At 50.7% G+C, this 276-nt stretch carries 1 protein-coding gene; it reads right to left on the minus strand.

Going from position 1 to position 276, the window contains the following annotated elements:
• Positions 1 to 242: quinolinate synthase NadA (nadA, locus tag PZC42_RS21155; RefSeq protein ID WP_277214096.1), on the minus strand; the 242-nt coding region annotated here is incomplete at its 3' end.
• Between the last annotated feature and the right edge of the window lie 34 nt (positions 243 to 276).

The raw sequence follows: 276 nt of genomic DNA on the forward strand, positions 1-276 counted from the left end.
TTTTTAGCTTGTTCGATTAACTGCGCATCAACAAAAATCTCGTGCGGTACGGCATCAGGGGTGCCTACTTTCTCCAGTGCATGGATGATTTGGTCTAAATCATTCATCGCCATCCACGGGCAGTGCGCACATGAACGACAGGTTGCACCTTCCCCACGCGTCGGCGCTTCGATAAACGCCTTATCAGGCGCCGCTTGCTGCATTTTATAAAAAATACCGCGATCGGTCGCGACGATGAACATCTTATGCGGTAGGGTTTGCGCCGCTTTAATCAGC

Source organism: Isoptericola croceus, assembly GCF_029382255.1.
Classification (GTDB): domain Bacteria; phylum Actinomycetota; class Actinomycetes; order Actinomycetales; family Cellulomonadaceae; genus Isoptericola; species Isoptericola croceus.